Here is an 18,793-nt window from a genome sequence, read left to right as displayed (position 1 = left end):
TATGGCAAACCCTCACAAAGGAGTGAGAGCGACATGCCGCTCGACGAGGCCAAGCTCGACGAGGCCAAGGACGAGTTGCTCCAGCGAGCCGCGCAGAGGTACGCGGCCGTGAGCGACCACATGAGTCCCGAGGAGGCACTGGCCCTGCTGCGGGTGTACTACCGGCACGTGGCGCCGGAGGACCTGCTCGACCGCGGCCCCGTCGAGGTGTACGGCCCGGCCATGTCCCAGCGACGGCTGGCCGCGGTGCGCCCGCAGGGCCGCGCGACGGTCCGGGTCTACACCCCCACGGTGGCCGAGCACGGCTGGGACCCCGGCCGCTCGGTGGTGGAGGTGGTCACCGACGACATGCCGTTCCTGGTCGACTCCGTCACGATGGAGCTCGACCGGCACGACATCGGCATCCACCTGCTCGTCCACCCCCAGATGAGGGTGCGCCGCGACATGACGGGCCGCATGCTCGGCCGCGGCCAGGAGGACGTCACCGGCCAGCTCATGGTCGAGTCGTGGATGCACCTGGAGATCGACCGGCAGACCGACCCCGAGGCGCTCAAGCGGCTGGAGGGCGACCTCCAGCGGGTGCTGGCCGACGTCCGGCACGCGGTCGAGGACTTCTCGAAGATGCGGGCCCTGGCCGTGCAGACCGCCGAGGACCTGTCGATGAACCCGCCGCCGCTGGAGCCGGCCGAGGTCGAGGACAGCCTCGACCTGCTGCGCTGGCTCGCCGACGGGCACTTCACGTTCCTCGGCTACCGCGAGTACCGCCTGGAGAGCACCGACGAGGGCGACGCGCTGCGCGCGCTGCCCGGCACGGCGTTCGGCATCCTGCGCGACGACAAGATCGGCTCCACCAGCTTCTCCGTGCTGCCGCCCGAGGTGCGCGCGAAGGCCCGCGAGAAGCAGCTCCTCATCATCACCAAGGCCAACTCCCGCGCCACCGTCCACCGGGCCGCCTACCTCGACTACATCGGGGTGAAGCTGTTCTCGCCCGAGGGCGAGGTCATCGGCGAGCGCCGCTTCCTCGGCCTGTTCACCCACGTGGCCTACAACGAGTCGATCTCCCGGATCCCCGTGCTGCGGCGCAAGCTGGGCGCGGTCCTGGAGCGCGCCGGGTTCACCGCCGACAGCCACGACGGCAAGGACCTCATCGAGATCCTGGAGACGTTCCCGCGCGACGAGCTGTTCCAGACCTCGATCGACCAGCTCCTGCCGATCGCGCTGGGCGTGCTGCGGCTGCGCGAGCGCAAGCAGGTCAAGCTGTTCCTGCGCCGCGACGACTACGGCCGCTACATCTCCTGCCTCATCTACCTGCCGCGTGACCGCTACACCACGCAGGTACGGCTGAAGATGCAGGAGGTGCTGCTGAAGGCGCTCGGCGGCAGGTCGCTCGACTACAGCGCGATGATCGGCGAGTCGGCCCTGGCCCGGCTGCACGTCGTCGTGCGCGGCGAGCGGGGCAAGCAGCTGCCGCAGCCCGAGGTGGACGTCGAGGAGCTGGAGGCGCGGCTGGCCGCGATCACCCGCTCCTGGCCCGACGACCTGGCCGTGGCGCTGACCGAGACGTCCTCCGAGGAGGAGGCGCCCCGCCTGGTCAGGCGCTACCAGCAGGCGTTCCCCGAGGGGTACAAAGCGGACTTCTCGCCCGAGACGGCCGTCGCCGACGTGCGCCGGCTGGAGCGGCTGGCCGCCGGCGACGACGACGCCATCGACATCGACCTGTACGTGCCGGACGACGCCGAGGAGGGCGAGCGGCGGCTGAAGATCTACAAGGTCGGCCGCCCGATCTCGCTGTCCAAGGCGCTGCCGCTCATCCAGCGGCTCGGCGTCGAGGTCGTGGACGAGCGCCCGTACGAGATCGACACGTACCGGACGGCCGTCCCCGACTCCGCCACCGGCGTCACCCTGGAGGAGAACTCCGGGGGGCCCGGCGAGGACGTCCGCAACTGCTGGATCTACGACTTCGGCCTGCGCTTCACCGCCTCGGAGGAGGCCGCCGGCGACGACGTCAAGCGCCTGTTCGAGGACGGCCTCGTCGCGCTGTGGAGCGGCCGGATCCAGGCCGACAACTTCAACGCGCTGATCCTGCGCGCCGGCCTGACCTGGGAGCAGGTCGAGATCCTGCGGGTCTACGCCAAGTACCTGCGCCAGGCGGGCAGCGCCTACTCCGAGCGGTACATGGAGCGGGTGCTGACCGGCAACGTCCGGCTGTCGCGCCTGCTGGTGCGGCTGTTCGAGGCCCGGCTCGACCCGCGGCGCTCCGAGGACGCGCGCGCCGACCTGGCCGGCGCCCTGGAGGAGGAGATCCTGGGCGCGCTCGACGAGGTCGCCTCGCTCGACGAGGACCGGATCCTGCGGGCGTACCTGGAGATGATGCGGGCGACGCTGCGCACCAACTACTTCCAGACGGTCGACGGGCGTCGCAAGCCGTACATCTCACTGAAGTTCGACTCGCAGGCGATCAGCGCGCTGCCGCTGCCGCGGCCCAAGTACGAGATCTTCGTGTACTCGCCGCGCGTCGAGGGCGTCCACCTGCGTTTCGGCAAGGTGGCCCGGGGCGGCCTGCGCTGGTCGGACCGGATGGAGGACTTCCGGACGGAGGTCCTCGGCCTGGTCAAGGCTCAGATGGTGAAGAACACCGTCATCGTGCCGACCGGCTCCAAGGGCGGGTTCGTCGTCAAGCGGCCCCCGGCGTCCGGCTCCCGCGAGGAGGTGCTGGCCGAGGGCGTGGCCTGCTACCGGATGTTCATCTCCGGCCTGCTCGACGTCACCGACAACCTCGTCGACGGCAAGGTCGTGCCGCCGGCCGACGTCGTCCGGCACGACGGCGACGACCCCTACCTGGTCGTGGCCGCCGACAAGGGCACCGCGACGTTCTCCGACATCGCCAACGGCGTGGCCAAGGAGTACGGCTTCTGGCTGGGCGACGCCTTCGCCTCCGGCGGCTCCATCGGCTACGACCACAAGGTCATGGGCATCACCGCCCGCGGCGCCTGGGAGTCGGTCAAGTACCACTTCCGCACCATGGGGGTGGATGTCCAGAGCACCGACTTCACCGTGGCGGGCGTCGGCGACATGTCCGGGGACGTGTTCGGCAACGGCATGCTGCTGTCACGGCACATCCGCCTGGTAGCCGCGTTCGACCACCGCCACATCTTCATCGACCCCACGCCCGACGCCGCGGCCTCCTTCGCCGAGCGGCAGCGCCTGTTCGAGCTGCCCCGCAGCTCCTGGGCCGACTACGCGCCCGAGCTGATCTCCCCCGGCGGCGGCGTCTTCCCGCGCACCGCCAAGTCGATCTCTATCACCCCGCAGATGCGCGAGGCGCTCGCCCTGCCCGCCGGCGTCAACTCCCTGGCGCCCAACGACCTGATCAGCGCCATCCTCAAGGCCCCGGTCGACCTGCTGTGGAACGGCGGCATCGGCACCTACGTCAAGGCGAGCGCCGAGTCCAACGCCGACGTCGGCGACAAGGCCAACGACCCGCTCCGCGTCGACGCCGCCGACCTGCGCTGCAAGGTCATCGGCGAGGGCGGCAACCTCGGCTTCACCCAGCTCGCCCGCATCGAGTTCGCGCTCAACGGCGGCCTGGTCAACACCGACTTCATCGACAACTCCGCGGGCGTCGACACCTCCGACCACGAGGTGAACATCAAGATCCTGCTCGACCAGGTCGTCCGCGACGGCCGGCTCACCGACACGCAGCGCAACGAGGTCTTCACCTCGATGACCGACGAGGTCGCGCACCTCGTCCTGCGCGACAACCACGCGCAGAACGTGGTGCTCGCCGCCGCCCGCGCCCAGGCCGTGGAGATGCTCCACATCCACGCCCGCTACCTGCGGCGGCTCGAACGCGAGGGGCTGGTCAACCGGGAGCTGGAGTTCCTGCCGTCGGACAAGACGCTGGCCGAGCGCCGCCAGGCCCGGCTCGGGCTCACCGCGCCCGAGTTCTCGGTCCTGCTCGCCTACACCAAGCTGGTGGTGGACGCCGAGCTGCTCGCCTCCGACCTGCCCGACGATCCGTACCTCGCGTCCTGGCTCGTGTCGTACTTCCCGTCGGCGCTGCGCGAGCGGTTCCGGGAGTACATGGACGCCCACCCGCTGCGCCGCGAGATCATCACGACCTGCGTGGTGAACGAGCTGGTCAACTCCATGGGCACCACGTTCATGTTCCGCTTCGCGGAGGAGACCGGCGCCTCGACGCCCGACATCGTGCGCGCCTACCTGGTCGCCCGCGAGGTCTTCGACCTGCCCAGCTTCTACCGCCAGGTGGAGGAGCTGGACAACGTCGTCGACACGAGCACGCAGATCGCCATGCTGCTGGAGGCCCGCAAGCTGGCCGAGCGCGGCACCCGCTGGCTGCTCACCAACCGCCGCCCGCCGCTCGACCTCGCGGGCTCGGCCGGCTTCTTCCTCAAGGGCGTCAACGGCCTGCTCGCGCACATCCCCAAGCTGCTCACCGGCCCCGACCTGGCGGCCTTCGAGGAGCGCCGCGACTCCTTCGTGGCCCGGGACGTGCCCGTGGACCTGGCCGAGCGGGTCGCGGCGATGGTGCCGGCCTACTCCACGTTCGACCTGGTGGAGGTCTCCGCGGTGACGGAGCGGCCGGCCAACGAGGTGGCCGAGGTCTACTTCGACCTGGCCGACCGGCTCCAGCTCGCCCGGCTCCGGGAGCGCGTCATCACCCTGCCGCGTGACAACCGGTGGAACGCGATGGCCCGCTCGGCGCTGCGCGACGACCTCTACGCCGCGCACGCCTCGCTCACCCGCGACGTCCTGGCCCACAGCACATCCGGCCTGTCGCCGGAGGAGCGGCTGGCCCTGTGGACGGAGGCCAACTCGGCCGCCGTCAGCCGCGCCAGGCAGACGCTGTCGGAGATCTGGGAGAGCGACAACTTCGACCTGGCCACGCTCTCGGTCGCGCTGCGTGCCGTCCGCACGCTGGTCGCCACCAGCAACCTCCCGCACGCCGAGTCCTGACTCACCGGTACGGCCCGTCCCGCCGCGGGCGGGCCGTACCGCCTCGACCGCCCCGGCTCACTCGCCCGAGGCGCGGGTGAGTGAGCCCTCATGGGCGATGACCCGGGCCGCGGCCGGAGCTGAAGCCGGGGGGACGACCGTGGCGTACTGGTGGGTCTCGGTCAGCTTCAGCGTGCGCCGGACCGTCTTGGTGTCGACCGCCCACTCGGCGTCGTCGGGCACCGGGATGCCGGGGCCCTTCTCGTCCGTCCGCGTCGTCGTGGTCGTGTTGCGCGACAGGGAGTACTGGATCAGCGCGCCGCCGTCGCGGGTGCGCAGCGCGTAGACCGGGTAGTCGTTGCCGCTGAAGATCGAGTCGTAGCTCAAGCCGGACCCCTTGGCCTGCTCGCGCTCATGGCTGATCTCCTCGGCGAGGTCGGTGGTGTAAGGGCCGGGCGCGATCAGGCCGGCCGTCACGCCGGTGGCGCCCGCCTCGGCCACGGTCGCGTGCAGCGGGCCCATGTACTGCGGGCTGATGGTGACGCTCTTGTCGCCCAGGGCCAGCGCCGTCGCGTAGCCCTCGGCGTCGAGCTGGACCGGCGGCGGGTCCTGCCCGTCGAGCAGCCGGGTGACCGCGCTGATCTGCCACTCGGCGCCCTTGGCGAAGGTCACCAGGGTCGGATGGCCGTCGCGGGCCACCAGCGCCGTGAACCACGGCGCCGGCGCCCCCGGGCCGGTCGGGAAGCGCGGAACGTACAGGACGGGCGAGCCCCATTCGTAGCGCCGCGGGCGGAAGCCGGTGGACTGGTAGGCGGCGGTGGTGAGCTGGGCCTCGGCGTCGCGGGTGAGGTCGAGCGCGTCGCGCAGCGTGCCGTCGCGCAGCTTGGGCGCGGCGGCCCGCAGCACGTCGTCGGTGGCCGTCAGCGTGGAGAACACCTCGCCGGCCTGCGCGGGCGTGACGGCCGGCAGCGGCAGCGCCGGCGCGGCGGACGCCGAGGACGTGACAGCCGCGCCCGTGAGGGCCGGCATGGGCGCGGCCGGACCGCTCGAACAGGCGACCGCACCGGCCAGCAGCCCGCCGGCGAGCGCCAGCGCCTTCAGCCGACCGTATGCACGCACCTCGCCATGTTATTCGGGCGCGCGAGGGTCGCGTACCCTTGGGAGACGTGGCAGTCATCGATCCGGCAGAAGAGATCAACGAGCTCGCGGGCACGCTCCGGAGCATCCAGGACGTCCTCGACCTCGACGGGATGCGCAAGCAGATCGAGGAGCTGGAGCAGCAGGTGGCCGCCCCCGACCTGTGGGACGACCCGGAGCAGGCCCAGAAGGTCACCAGCAAGCTGTCCCACCTGCAGAGCGAGCTCAACCGGGTGGACGGGCTGGCGCGCCGGATGGACGACCTGACCGTCCTCTACGAGCTGGCCGCCGAGGAGGCCGACGACGACACGCGGGCCGAGGCCGACAAGGAGCTGGCCACGCTGCGCTCCGACATCGGCGCGCTCGAGGTCCGCACCCTGCTGTCGGGCGAGTACGACGCGCGCGAGGCGCTCGTCACGATCAACTCCCAGGCCGGTGGCGTCGACGCCGCCGACTGGGCCGAGATGCTGCTGCGCATGTACCTGCGCTGGGCCGAGCGCAAGGGCTACCCGACCGAGGTCTACGAGACCTCCTACGCGGAGGAGGCCGGCATCAAGTCGGCCACGTTCACGGTCAAGTCCCCCTACGCCTACGGCACGCTGCGCGGCGAGCACGGCACCCACCGCCTGGTGCGCATCAGCCCGTTCGACAACCAGGGCCGCCGGCAGACCTCGTTCGCCGGCGTGGACATCGTGCCGGTCGTCGAGCAGACCGACCACATCGACATCAACGAGGACGAGATCCGCGTCGACGTCTACCGCTCCTCCGGCCCCGGCGGCCAGGGCGTCAACACGACCGACTCGGCGGTCCGCATCACCCACCTGCCGACCAACATCGTCGTCTCCTGCCAGAACGAGCGCTCCCAGCTCCAGAACCGCGCGACGGCCATGGTCGTGCTCCAGGCCAAGCTGCTGGAGCGCAAGCGCCAGGAGGAGGCGGAGAAGATGTCGGAGCTGCGCGGCGCCACCACCACGTCATGGGGCACGCAGATCCGCAACTACGTGCTGCACCCGTACCAGATCGTGAAGGACCTGCGCACGGGCACGGAGGCGGGCAACCCGACGGCGGTCCTGGACGGCGACCTCGACGGGTTCATCGAGTCGGAGATCCGGTGGATGCGCCGGCAGGAGTCGGAGACCGCCTAGAGACGGCTCAGGTGCTCGAGCACCAGGGTCAGGAGCAGCAGCGCGAGCAGCAGCCCGACGATGAGAGCGGGTGACAGCCCGGCGAAGCCGTGGTTGTGCAGCCGCTCGCGATTGGCGCGGCACAAGGCACAGCGCCCCTCGATGACGGGGTGGGCGCACTGCGCGCAGACGAGGTGTTGGCAACTCATGTCAGCCCCAAGTGTAGCCGCACAATCGTTTTGTTTCCGTTATGGACGTTCCATGCCAGTCTTCCCCCTAGACTGTCCTCTGGCCAATCGGAACGTCGATCATTGGTAAAACCTGGCGTCCCCGATAGCCGCGCGGCGGGAAGTGGGCATGTGCCACCCTCGCTTCCGTCCTGACCCCTAGACTGGCATGCCGTGATGCTCTCGTGATCCATTTCGATAATGTCACCAAGGTCTACGCGAACCAGAACCGGCCCGCGCTCGACCACGTCTCGGTTGACGTGGACAAGGGCGAGTTCGTGTTCCTCGTCGGTCCCTCGGGATCAGGCAAGTCCACGTTCCTGCGCTTGGTACTCAAGGAGGAGCGACCCAACTCCGGCGCCATCCACGTCGCCGGCAAGGACCTGGGCCGCCTCTCCAACTTCAAGGTGCCGCACCTGCGCCGCCGCATCGGCTGCGTGTTCCAGGACTTCCGCCTGCTCCCGAACAAGAACGTCTACGAGAACGTGGCGTTCGCGCTCGAGGTCATCGGCAAGCCGCGGCGGTTCATCCGCAAGGTGGTGCCCGAGGTCATCGAGCTGGTCGGCCTGGAGGGCAAGGCGCACCGGATGCCCGACGAGCTGTCCGGCGGCGAGCAGCAGCGCGTCGCCATGGCCCGCGCGTTCGTCAACCGGCCGATGATCCTGCTGGCCGACGAGCCGACGGGCAACATCGACCCGGCGACGAGCATCGGCATCATGAAGGTGCTCGACCGGATCAACCGGACCGGCACTACTGTCGTCATGGCCACGCACGACGCGGCCATCGTCGACTCCATGCGCAAGCGTGTCGTGGAGCTGGAGGACGGCAAGATCGTCCGCGACCAGTCGCGTGGCGTTTACGGCCAGGCGTACTGACAGGGAGCAGCAGGCAAACCATGCGGGCGAATTTCATCTTCTCCGAGGTCTGGATCGGCCTCCGTCGCAACCTGACCATGACGATCGCGGTGGTGATCACCGTGGCGGTCGGCATGGCGATGCTGGGCGTCGGCTTGATGATCAACGCCCAGGTCGGCATGATGAAGGACTTCTGGTACGACAAGGTCGAGATCTCGGTCTTCCTCTGTGACAAGACCTCGCCCGCCGAGTCGTGCGGCGGCAAGGCCATCACTCCGCAGCAGACCGCGGCGCTCAAGGACAAGCTCCTCAAGACCACCGGCGTCGCCGATGTCATCTACGAGGACCAGACGCAGGCCTACGAGAACTTCAAGCAGACCTACGCCTCCAACAAGGCGCTGCTCGCGGCCACGACGGTCAAGGACATGCCGACCTCGTTCCGGGTGAAGCTGAAGGACCCCGACATCTACCAACCTGTCATCCAGGCGATGCAGGGACAGCAGGGCGTCTCTCAGGTGATCAACCAGAAAGAGCTGATCGGCAAGTTCTTCGGCATGCTGGACACGCTCAGATCCGGCGCCCTCACGGTGGCCATCATCCTGGTGCTCGCCGCCGCCCTGCTGATCGGCAACACGGTGCGGCTGTCGGCCTTCAACCGCCGCCGCGAGACCGGGATCATGCGCCTGGTCGGCGCCTCGAACCTGTACATCCAGCTCCCGTTCGTGATGGAAGGCATGATCGCCGGCCTGATCGGCGGCGTGCTGGCCGCGGTCATGCTCATCGTGGCGAAGGTCTTCATGTTCGAGGAGCTGAGCCGGTTCGTCGCCATCGGCGCCGAGCTGGGCTGGGACCAGGTGGCGCAGGCCATCACGCTGACCATGGTGATCGGCGTGGTGATCTGTGTGCTGGCCTCCTTCGTGACGCTCCGCCGCTATCTCAGGGTCTGAGCCGTGTTCATGGTCGCACTCCCGACGGACCTCCGTTGGCATCGCAGGCTCGCTCTCTGCGGTCCTGCTCGTCGCTCCGGACGCCGGTAAGGTCGAGGCATGCCACGTGAGACGGGGCGGAAGGTCATCGCCCAGAACAAGCGTGCTCGGCACGACTACCATGTCGAGGACACCTTCGAGGCGGGTCTGGTGCTGCAGGGCACCGAGGTCAAGTCCCTGCGCGAAGGACGCGCCTCGCTCGTCGACGGTTACGCCAGCATCGACGACGGAGAGGCGTGGCTGCTCAACGTCCACATCCCCGAGTACACCCAGGGGACGTGGACCAACCACGCCGCGCGCCGCAAGCGCAAGCTGCTGCTCCACCGCAAGGAGATCGCCAAGCTGGCCGCCAAGACCAAGGAGGGCGGCCTGACGATCGTGCCGCTCTCCCTGTACTTCAAGGACGGCCGGGCCAAGGTCGAGATCGGCGTGGCCCGGGGCAAGAAGGACTGGGACAAGCGGCAGTCGCTGGCCGAGCAGCAGGCCAAGCGGGAGATGGCCAGGGCACTGCGCCACCGCAACCGATGAGCCGTTCCCGTCTTCGCCGTACGCTGTCCGCGACGCTCGCCGTCGCGGCCGCGTCCACCACCCTGACCGGGTGCCTCGACGAGTCGTCGCCGCATGACGCGCTGCGCGACTTCCTCGTCGGCTGGCAGACGGGTGACTACACGCTCGCCGCCCGCCGTACCGACGGCGACGAGGCGGCGGTGCGCAAGACGCTCTCGGACGTGAAGGTGGAGCTGGACGCCGCGTCCTTCCGCTTCAAGATCAAGCGTGTCAGCCTGAACGGCGACGAGTCGCAGGCCGACTTCCGGGCCGAGGTCGACCTGGGCGAGAACAGCCCGCTCTGGGTCTACGACGGCAGGCTGCCGCTGCACCTGGTCGACGGCGTGTGGAAGGTGCGCTGGTCGCCCTCGGTCATCCACCCGCAGCTCAAGGAGGGGCAGCGGTTCGCGGTGGACCCGCAGGCCATCCAGCGCAAGCCGATCGACGACCGCACCGGTCAGTCGCTGCAGACCTCCCAGGTGGTGTACGTGGCCGGGGTGCGCCCGTCGCAGCTCGGCGCGCGGGCCGAGGAGGTCGTCCAGCAGCTGTCGAAGGAGACGGGGTTCGCCCACGACCGGCTGCTCAACCGCATCCGGTCGTCGCCGCCCAACGAGTTCGTGCCGCTCGCCCACTTCGGCAGCAAGCGCTACCAGCAGCTGAAGGACAGGCTCGGGCAGATCGCGCAGCTCACGGTCCAGCCGCAGGAGCAGCCGTTCGCGCCCAAGGAGCCCAAGGACATCGTGGGCAAGGTCAGCGCGCTCACGCCCCAGACCGAGCAGAAGCTCGGCGGGCCGCAGCGCGCCGGCGACTCCGTCGGCCAGAGCGGCCTGCAGAAGGCGTACCAGGACTACCTGACCGGCTCCACCCAGACCCGCGTGGTCATCCTCGACTCCAGGACCGGCAAGGAGGTCACGCTGCTCAAGGAGTGGCCCGGCCGCAAGAACCAGCCGGTCAAGACCACCATCGACAGCTCCGTCCAGGAGGCCGCCGACCGGGCGCTCTCCGGGGGCGAGGCGGGCGCCCTCGTCGCGGTGGACAAGTCGACGGGGGAGATCCGGGCCGTCGCCACGAGCGGGATGAACCAGGAGAAGGACGCGCTGGCCGGCAAGTACCCGGCAGGCACCGCGTTCTCCATCGTGGCCTCCGACGCCCTCGTCAAGGCGGGCGTGAGCACCAGGCTGCGGCTGGCGTGCCCGGCCGAGCGCACGGTCGGGGGCGCCCGGTTCGTCGAGACCGGCCAGGTGAGCGGCGTGTCAGAGGCGGCGCCGACGTTCCAGGAGAACTTCGCCAAGGGCTGCGTCACCGCGCTGGCCTCCCTCGCCCGCCGCGTCGACGCCGAAGCGCTCGCGCGCAGCGCCCAGGCGTTCGGCATCGGGCAGCCGTGGCAGCTCCCGCTCAAGTCGTTCAGCGGCTCGCTGGGGGAGCTCAGCAGCGACGCCGACAAGGCCAGGGCCATCGCGGGGCAGAACGTGCAGGTCAGCCCGCTGTCCATGGCGCTCGTCGCGGGGGCCGTGGCCTCCGGCACATGGCGGCCGCCGGTGCTCGTCACCGACCCTGTCTCGCCCGACCCGGCCGGCGAGATCACGCCCGTACCCGCGCCGCGGCCGGTGCCGCTCGACCCGAAGGTCCGCACGGCGCTGACCGCGATGATGCGGGCCGGCGCGGCCGGCACGCCCGCGCAGGCGGGCGACGGCACCGTGTACGGCGTGACCGCGCCCGCGGGCGAGGAGGAGAGCCGGCAGCGGTGGTTCGTCGGCTGGCAGGGCGACCTGGCGATCGCCGTCCTGGCCAAGAGCTACGACCCGGCGGCCATCGCGGGCGAGTTCTTCGGCGCCCTGCGCGAGCAGACCTGATCGCCCGCCCCGGTGAGGGCGCTCATGTCGTTCCGTGACCAGGTGCTGGCGCAACGCTGACACGAGGGAGCAACCCGGCGGGCCTCCGGTGGCGTCTTACAGAGTGACTGGGCCGCTCGGGGGGTTGCGGTTCCAGTCATCGCGATGAGACCAGGACTTCATCTCGGGGGAAGTCCTGCCGTCGGACCGGCTCGACCCTGCCGGTCGGCCCCCGGGGGCGTGCGCTTCAGGCCGCGCCCCCGGGGGTTTCGCGCGCCTTCGGGCGGGTGTCACGCGCTTTCGGCGGTGAACACGCGGCGGACTCCGGGAATCAAGTTGGCATCGGAGCCGTTATCAAGGGTATCTTCATGTTGCGCGGTCGCCGCGAGAGCGGGGATCGTGTTGACAACTGCACAGGGGGTGACTGGCTTCGACTTCGACTTTGCAAGTCAGGTGAAGCGGGCCGAGGACTGCGGACATAACCTCGTTAATCCTGTGACCGCAAACAACAAGTGCCAATTCCAAGCGCACTGAGGTCGGCCAGGGTTCCCTGGCTCTCGCTGCCTAAGTAGCGAAACCTCTGTCAGCCCGGGAGCGCCTTCGGCCCGGTGTCTGACATCGTTAGAAGGCTCAACCGATCAACCCGGCCACGGGGGCGATCGGGAAATCTCACAGTGGCTGAGCCCGTCGGCGACTCGCCTGCGTGATCGCCGGGGCTGAGAAAAGCACAGCAGGCTGCGCCCGGAGAAGCCCTGTCTTGGGGTTGAAGGACGCGGGTTCGATTCCCGCCACCTCCACCTGTGTACGACGCCGCTGCGGCGTCGTGGTGTCAGCAACGGCGGTGTCCTCACGGGCACCGCCGTTTTTGCGTTGTCCGTGTGGTTCCGGGGCGCCCGGGTGCAACACGCCGGGGCGTGGCGATGGTGGTGCTGGCCCCCCTGCAAGAGGCCTGACCGCATGACTGATCATGAAGGCCTGAGAGTCAAAGATAAGGACATCACCCCTTATAGATGGAGATGTCCAACATGTTGGGTAAGTGCCTCGCCACCGCCACCGCCGCCGTCGTCCTGCTGGGCGCTGCCTCGCCCGCCCTGGCCACCGTGACCCCACGCGAGACCGTGCAGTCCCGGCTCGACCGGCTCACCACGCGCGACGGCCTGGCCGGTGCGGTGCTCTCGGTGCGCGACACGAGCGGCCGTACGACCACCTGGACCTCGGGGACCGCCCGCCGTGGCACCCGTGAGCCGATGGTCGGCGATGACGGCCGCTTCCGCGCGGCCAGTGTCACCAAGTCCGTCGTCGCCGTGACGATGATGGAGCTGGCCCGCGACGGGAAGGTGGAGCTGGACGAACGGGTCGAGCACTACCTGCCGGGCGCGCTGCGGGGCGCCCCGATCACGGTCCGCCAGGTGCTGCAGCACACCAGCGGCCTCCCCGAGTACGTCGACCTGATCGACTGGACCAAGCCAGCCACGCCCGCCGACCAGCTCGCGCTGGCCCTGACGCGCAAGCCCGTCGCGAAGCCGGGGAAGCGCTGGTTCTACTCCAACACCAACTACCTGGTCGCGGGCATGCTCATCGAGAAGGTGACCGGAGACGACTTCCGCGAGGTCACCGCGGACGGTGTGTTGAAGGGCCTGCGCGACACGTACTGGCCGAAGAGCGGCGAGCTGGGCATCCGGGGTGGGCACGCGCACACGTACGGCGTCGACCCCACCGCGCCGAAGGCCGGGGAGAAGGACCTCACGCTGCTGCCGGGGTACGTGTTCGGCGCGGGCGGCGGTCTCGTCTCCACCCCGGAAGACCTGAACCGGTTCTGGCAGTCGGTTCCGGAGAGCACCCTGCGGACCATGCTCGCCGGGGCGGTCCGCGCCGACGACCCCGAGGGAGCTCGCTACGGCCTGGGCGTCTACGCCTACCGGCTGAGCTGCGGCTCGGTCTGGATGCACGACGGCGGTCTGCCGGGCGTGCGGGTGCTGAGCGGGCGCGACCGCGCGGGCCGGGCCGCGACCGTGTACGTCACGGGCACCCCGAAGAGCGACGACCACCTCTTCGACGCCTTCGACGCCGCCCTGTGCGCGCCCTCACGCTGACCGGGCCATCAACCGCTAGCGGCGGCACCGGCCGGGCTCATCCGCCTCCGGCGAGCCAGGCGAGCGTGGCCGGGGTGGCGTCGAAGTGGCCGGCGTGGCCCGCGTCCGGCTGCACCGTGAGCGTCGCGGTGGGGATGCGGGAGGCGAGCCAGCGCGCATGGGCGACCGGTACGACCGGGTCCAGCTCCCCGTGCCAGAGCAGCACCGGCACGGTGATGGCGGCCGGGTCGAAGCCCCACGGGCGGCCGAACAGCGCCAACACGTCGTCCACCCAGCCGTCGAGGCCGGGACGGACCGCCTCGGCGTACGCGGCGGCGAGCATGGAGCCGATCTCGGGGCGGCCGAGGACGGCGGCCTCGGTGGCCGGGAGCCGCGGAGGCCCCGATGAGCCGGAGCTCTCCGCGGCGAGGTACGCCACCATGGCGGCCCGGTCCCGCAGGGCGACCCCTGCGCTGCGGACGTTGCCGTCCATCATGCCGGCCGTCCAGTCGAGCCCCCCGGCGTCGCGCGGCGCGAGTCCGGCCATCGAGGCGACGCGCAGGGCGCGGCCGGAATGGCGGGCGGCGAACGCCAGGGCGTGCGGCCCGCCCCCGGAGACGCCGTACACGGCGAAGCGGTCGAGCCCGAGGGCGTCGGCGACGGCGGCGACGTCGTCGGCCCCGTCCACCACGCGCCGACCGGGCAGGGGGGTGGAGCCACCGAAACCGGGGCGGTCGAAGGTGATCAGGCGGATGCCGAGGCCGGTGAACAGGGAGTCGTCGGGGTGGCGGGCCAGCCGGCTCATCGGGCTGCCGTGCAGATAGATGACCGGCGTCCCGTCGGGCACGCCCCACTCCTCGACGGCCAGCGTGCGGCCGTCCACGGTGATCACTTCGCGCATTCCGGCAATCTAGCCGGTGCCGGACTTATGGCTCACATGGTTTCGTTCTGGGCGGATCTTCCGCCGCGGAGGGCGTGCCGGCGCGGGGGTTCCGCCGGATTCATCGATGAAAGCCCAGGTCGAAGACTTATCTGGAACGAGGGTGATTAGAGATCGGTGGTGGGGAAGTGGAAGAGCCGAGTCCGGGTCAGTCCCGGTTGTCCATGGAGGGCAATGTGATCATTCTCGGTCTGATTCTTGTGGTGCTGGGGTGGCTGCTCGGCATCTCGATTCTCTACACGATCGGCGGCATCCTGCTGCTCATCGGCGTCGTCTTCCTCGTCCTCGGATCGGTCGGGCGTCCCGTCGGTGGGCGGCGGTACTGGTGGTGAGGTCGGTCGCCGGCGTGGCGGGCGGGCGCCCGCCACGCCGGCGACCGAGTGGACGGCAAGAGCGCACCCGCTTCACGGGTGCGCTCTTCACGGTCTGCGCTTAACCTGGAGGAGCGGTCGCCGTGGTCGAATGACCGCGGCACCGGCCGCGGTCGCCGGTGGTCGGGTGGCCGCAATACCGGCAAGGGGAGCCGGCAGGGGGCGGCGAGAGCGTGCACGGGCCGTGCTAAATCCAGTGATGACGTCTGCTCAGACGTCCAGCTTCATCGGGCGCCGCGGCGAGGTGGCGGCTGCCCGGCGGCTGCTGGCCCATGGACGCCTGCTGACCCTGACCGGTGCCGGCGGGGTCGGCAAGACGCGGCTGGCGCTGCGCGTGGCCGAGACGCTGCGACCGGCGTTCGACGACGGGGTGGAGATCGTCGAGCTGACCTCTCTGGAGGACCCGGACCTGCTGGTGCCGGCCGTCGCGACGGCGCTCGGCGTCCGCGACGCGGGGGCGTCCCCCATGACCGTGCTCGCCGACTACCTCTCCGGCCAGCACCTGCTGCTCGTCCTCGACAACTGTGAGCACCTGCTCGACGCGTGCGCGAAGCTGGTCGACGGGCTGCTGCGCGGCGCGGGCCGCCTGCGGGTGCTGGCCACCAGCAGGCAGACGCTCGGTGTGGTGGGCGAGCAGGTGCTCGTGGTGCCCTCGTTGTCCGTGCCGGACCAGGCCGCCGCGCCCCGCGACATCGCGCGTAGCGAGGCCGTGCGGATGTTCGTCGACCGGGTGGCGCGGGTGCGTCCCGGCTTCACCGTGGACCGCACGGACGCCGCGCTGGTCGCCCGGCTCTGCCGCCGGCTCGACGGCATCCCGCTGGCCATCGAGCTCGCGGCGGGACGGCTGCACTCCATGCCGGTCGAGGAGCTGGAGCGCCGGCTCGACGAGCGGTTCGAGGTGCTGAACGCCGAAGGCGCCGGGAACGTGCCGCCCCGCCACCAGACGATGCACGCGGCCGTGGACTGGAGCTTCGGCCTGTGCACGCGGGCGGAGCAGCGGCTGTGGAGCCGGCTGTCGATGTTCGCGGGCGGCATGGACGTGGACACGGCCGAGGAGGTCTGCCACGGCTGCGGCATCGACCGTGGGGACGTGTTCGACCTGCTGGCGGGGCTCGTGGACAAGTCCATCCTGGTCGCCGACCACCAGAAGGACCGCGTCCGGTACCACATGCTCGACAGCATCCGCTCGTACGGCCGGGAGAAGCTCGCGGAGAGCGGCGAGGAGGACGCGCTGCGGCGGCGCTACTGCGACCACTACCGGCGCCTCGTCGCCGAGCAGCGGGTGGACCGGCTGGTGCCCGAGCAGCTCGACCGTTACCTGCTGCTGGCGACGGAGCTGCCCAACATCCGCGTCGCGCTCGACGCGTTGTACTCCCGGCCGGAAGAGGCGGCGGGCGGGCTCGACATGGTCTCCGCGATGTGGGGCTACTGGATCCTCGCGGGCTCCGTCACGGAGGGCCGCCTCTGGCTGGACCGCGGGCTGGGCCTGGTGACCCCCGGCTTCCGGGCCCGCCGTACCGCGCTGTGGGTGTCGGCGATGCTCGCCCTGCTCCAGGGCGACCGCGCCGAGGTGGAGGACATGCTGGAGGAGTCGCACCGGCTGGCCCGTGAGGCGGGCGACGAGGAGACGCGGGCGTTCGCGACTCAGGTCTCCGCCATGGTCGCCTTCTCGGCCGGTGACGCGCGGAGCGGGATGACCCTCATGGAGAAGGCGCGGGCCGGTCACCAGGACCGCGGCGACCTCAGCGCCCTGGCCATCAACCTGTTCTACGACGTCTCGTTCGGCGCGGGCGAGGATCCCGAACGGGCCGGGGACCTGGCCCAGGAGTTCCTGACGCTGTGCGTGAAGCGGCGCGCGGAGCCCTCGCGCGGGTACGCGCTGTTCGCCGTCGGCATCACCGCCTGGCACCGGGGCCACCCGCAGCGGGCCGAGGAGACGCTGCGGGAGGCGGTGGCCGTCAGGCGGGCCATCAGCGACAGATGGGGGCTCGCGGAGTGCGTCGAGGTCCTGGCCTGGATCGCCGGGGCGCAGGGCCGCCACGAGCGCGCCGCCCGCATGCTGGGGGTGGCGAACGCGCTCTGGCAGGCGATGGGAGCCTCGCCGTCCCGGCTCTGGCCGCACATGCGCGACCACGAGCACTGCGTGGCACGGGCGCGCGAGGCGCTGGGGGCGCGGGCCTACACGGCGGCGTTCCACAGCGGCGAGCGGATGGGACTGGACCGGGCGGTCGCGTACGCGATCGAGGGCTGAGCGGACGGGGCTATTGGCGGGATGCCCCGACGGGCTTGACCTTCGGGCAGTTCGTGCCGTTCGAGGGGGCGGCCAGTGTCGTCAGGTACCGGTCCACGAGCCGGTCCACGCACGCCGAGCCCTTGCGGTAGGCGGTGTGCCCGTCGCCGTCGAAGGTCAGCAGCACACCCGACGAGAGCTGCGAGGCCAGCGCCTGCGCCCACTTGTACGGCGTGGCGGGGTCGCGCAGCGTGCCGATCACCAGGATGGGCGGAGCGCCGTCGGCCCGCAGCGGCCGGATCGACCTCTTCCTCCTGACCGGCCAGTAGTCGCACGGCGTCGTCCCGGTCCTGGCCGTGGCCTTGCGGGTGGGCGGGTGGTCCAGGCAGTCGATGGCCTCGTGCGCGGCGAAGCTGTTGGTGTACGTGCCGTCCGCCCGGCGCTCGTTGTAGAGGTCCGCGAGCAGCAGCAGCCTCGTCCCGTCCCCCTGGAACGCGTCGGCCAGCGCCTGCCGCAGCATGGGCCAGGCGGACTCGCTGTAGAGGGCCGACAGGACGCCCGTCACCGCGATCGCCTGGCTGACCTGCCGGCCGTCGTACACGTTGCGCAGCGGAGCCCTGTCCACCCGCGTCAGCAGGGCTTCGACCTTCTTGTTCGCCGCGCCCAGCCGGTGCGTCGGGAACGGGCAGTCCTTGGCCTTGAAGCAGTCGCGCAGGAACGACTCGAAGGCCACGTCGAAGCCGCCGGACTGCCCGGTGCCGAGCTCGTCGCCGGTTCGCGTGGGGTCCATGGCGCCGTCGAGCACCAGCGCCCGCACCTTCCCGGGGAACAGGTCGGCGTACGTGGCGCCGAGGAAGGTGCCGTACGAGTAGCCCACATACGTCAGGCGGGACTCGCCGAGGGCGGAGCGCAGCACGTCCATGTCGCGGGCCGCGTCGGTGGTGGCCAGGTGGGGCAGCAGCTTGCCGGAGCGGGCCTGACACGCCTGGGCGAACTGCTTCTGCGCCAGGTCGAGGTTCTTGACCTCGAAGGCCGTGTCCGGCGACCTGTCGATGGCGTAGTAGCCGTCGAGCTGGGCGTCGGTGAAGCAGCGCACCGCGGTGGAGGCGCCCACGCCCCGGGGGTCGAACCCGACCAGGTCGAACCGGGCGCGGACGGCGGGGGAGAGGAACGCGTCGGCCTGCCTGGCCGCCTGGACGCCCGACTCGCCGGGACCGCCCGGGTTGACGACGACCGCCCCGGCACGCCGGCCGGTGGCGGGCAGGCGGATCACCGCGATGTCGATCCGGTCGCCGCCCGGCTTGGCGTAGTCCAGCGGCACCTTCAGCTTGGCGCACTGGTAGCCGCCGCCGCAGGCGATCCACGACAGCCGCTGGCCGTAGAGGGCGCCGAGCGCGGCTGGCCGGCCGGGTGCCGGTGCCGCCTCCGCGGCCCGCGCGGGCTGGGCGGTGGCCGTGAGGCCGGCGATGAGCAGGCCGGCGAGTGCGGGTGTGATCACGCTGGGTAGGCGTCGCATGG

General features: G+C 70.8%; 13 protein-coding genes and 1 other RNA gene. 10 read left to right on the top strand and 4 right to left on the bottom strand.

What is annotated here, in order from left to right:
- Nucleotides 1-33 precede the first annotated feature (33 nt).
- Nucleotides 34-4,977 (top strand): NAD-glutamate dehydrogenase, encoded by a 4,944-nt coding sequence (locus MTP10_RS36460; protein ID WP_310715714.1) that lies wholly within the window; start codon nt 34-36, stop codon nt 4,975-4,977.
- Between the two features lie 57 nt (nt 4,978-5,034).
- Here the strand turns inward: MTP10_RS36460 and MTP10_RS36455 are convergent, their stop codons facing one another.
- Nucleotides 5,035-6,075, bottom strand: a complete 1,041-nt coding sequence (locus MTP10_RS36455; RefSeq protein WP_310715712.1) for a hypothetical protein — start codon at nt 6,073-6,075, stop codon at nt 5,035-5,037.
- A 47-nt stretch (nt 6,076-6,122) separates the two neighbouring features.
- On the opposite strand from MTP10_RS36455, the gene prfB reads away from it, so the two are divergent.
- Nucleotides 6,123-7,238, top strand: a complete 1,116-nt coding sequence (gene prfB, locus MTP10_RS36450) for a peptide chain release factor 2 (protein WP_310715710.1) — start codon at nt 6,123-6,125, stop codon at nt 7,236-7,238.
- Here prfB and MTP10_RS36445 read toward each other — a convergent pair.
- Nucleotides 7,235-7,426: a hypothetical protein gene (locus tag MTP10_RS36445; RefSeq protein WP_310715708.1), complete on the bottom strand. Its 192-nt coding sequence runs from the start codon at nt 7,424-7,426 to the stop codon at nt 7,235-7,237. The genes prfB and MTP10_RS36445 overlap by 4 nt on opposite strands.
- Nucleotides 7,427-7,629: 203 nt before the next feature.
- Here MTP10_RS36445 and ftsE point away from each other — a divergent pair, with 203 nt between their 5' ends.
- From ftsE to MTP10_RS36415, 6 genes are all read left to right on the top strand, one after another.
- Nucleotides 7,630-8,319 (top strand): cell division ATP-binding protein FtsE, encoded by a 690-nt coding sequence (ftsE, locus tag MTP10_RS36440; RefSeq protein ID WP_185088544.1) that lies wholly within the window; start codon nt 7,630-7,632, stop codon nt 8,317-8,319.
- 20 nt (nt 8,320-8,339) lie between these two features.
- Entirely contained in the window at nt 8,340-9,245 is a 906-nt protein-coding gene (ftsX, locus tag MTP10_RS36435) for a permease-like cell division protein FtsX (protein WP_310715706.1), read from the top strand.
- A gap of 99 nt (nt 9,246-9,344) precedes the next feature.
- Nucleotides 9,345-9,812 (top strand): SsrA-binding protein SmpB, encoded by a 468-nt coding sequence (gene smpB, locus MTP10_RS36430; protein ID WP_310715704.1) that lies wholly within the window; start codon nt 9,345-9,347, stop codon nt 9,810-9,812.
- Nucleotides 9,809-11,683 carry a penicillin-binding transpeptidase domain-containing protein gene (locus tag MTP10_RS36425; RefSeq protein WP_310715703.1) on the top strand — a complete coding sequence of 625 codons (1,875 nt, stop codon included), beginning with the start codon at nt 9,809-9,811 and terminating at the stop codon, nt 11,681-11,683. The genes smpB and MTP10_RS36425 overlap by 4 nt, the downstream gene beginning before the upstream one ends.
- Nucleotides 11,684-12,078: 395 nt before the next feature.
- Nucleotides 12,079-12,462: a transfer-messenger RNA gene (gene ssrA / locus MTP10_RS36420) on the top strand.
- Nucleotides 12,463-12,687: 225 nt separating this feature from the next.
- Nucleotides 12,688-13,755: a serine hydrolase domain-containing protein gene (locus tag MTP10_RS36415; protein ID WP_310715701.1), complete on the top strand. Its 1,068-nt coding sequence runs from the start codon at nt 12,688-12,690 to the stop codon at nt 13,753-13,755.
- Nucleotides 13,756-13,792: 37 nt separating this feature from the next.
- Here the strand turns inward: MTP10_RS36415 and MTP10_RS36410 are convergent, their stop codons facing one another.
- On the bottom strand, nt 13,793-14,635 hold the full coding sequence (locus MTP10_RS36410; RefSeq protein ID WP_310715699.1) for an alpha/beta hydrolase: 843 nt from the start codon (nt 14,633-14,635) through the stop codon (nt 13,793-13,795).
- Nucleotides 14,636-14,850: 215 nt separating this feature from the next.
- On the opposite strand from MTP10_RS36410, the gene MTP10_RS36405 reads away from it, so the two are divergent.
- Nucleotides 14,851-15,006 (top strand): hypothetical protein, encoded by a 156-nt coding sequence (locus MTP10_RS36405; protein WP_175587533.1) that lies wholly within the window; start codon nt 14,851-14,853, stop codon nt 15,004-15,006.
- A 238-nt stretch (nt 15,007-15,244) separates the two neighbouring features.
- Nucleotides 15,245-17,296, top strand: coding sequence for an AAA family ATPase (locus MTP10_RS36400; protein WP_310715697.1), 2,052 nt, complete (start codon nt 15,245-15,247; stop codon nt 17,294-17,296).
- 10 nt (nt 17,297-17,306) lie between these two features.
- Here MTP10_RS36400 and MTP10_RS36395 read toward each other — a convergent pair whose 3' ends face one another.
- Nucleotides 17,307-18,791 carry an alpha/beta hydrolase gene (locus MTP10_RS36395; protein WP_310715695.1) on the bottom strand — a complete coding sequence of 495 codons (1,485 nt, stop codon included), beginning with the start codon at nt 18,789-18,791 and terminating at the stop codon, nt 17,307-17,309.
- Between the last annotated feature and the right edge of the window lie 2 nt (nt 18,792-18,793).

It is taken from the genome of Nonomuraea sp. 3-1Str, from assembly GCF_031570565.1.
In the GTDB taxonomy this organism is placed as follows: domain Bacteria; phylum Actinomycetota; class Actinomycetes; order Streptosporangiales; family Streptosporangiaceae; genus Nonomuraea.
Note: the sequence above shows the minus strand (reverse complement) of the source record. Positions and strands in the feature narration are given on the sequence as shown.